General features: G+C 61.2%; 1 protein-coding gene. It reads left to right on the forward strand.

Features of this window, described 5'->3' with window-relative positions:
• On the forward strand, nt 1-255 hold a 255-nt coding region (locus ACRXB1_RS37805; RefSeq protein ID WP_449494987.1), incomplete at both ends, for a citrate/2-methylcitrate synthase.

A 255-nucleotide genomic window follows, 5' to 3' on the forward strand; every position in this document is an offset into this window, starting at 1 on the left:
GCGTCGAGCCATCGAAATCATGGGTCGATGCGATGCATGCATCGCTCATTCTGTACGCCGAGCACGAATTCAACGCATCGACGTTCACCTGCCGCGTGATCGCGGGCACGGGATCGGACATGTATTCTGCGATAACCGGCGGTATCGGCGCGTTGCGTGGCCCGAAGCATGGCGGCGCAAATGAAGTCGCGTTCGAGATCCAGAGCCGCTATCAGACGCCCGACGAAGCGGAAGCGGACATTCGTCGCCGCGTGG

The organism is Caballeronia sp. M23-90 (assembly GCF_053574605.1).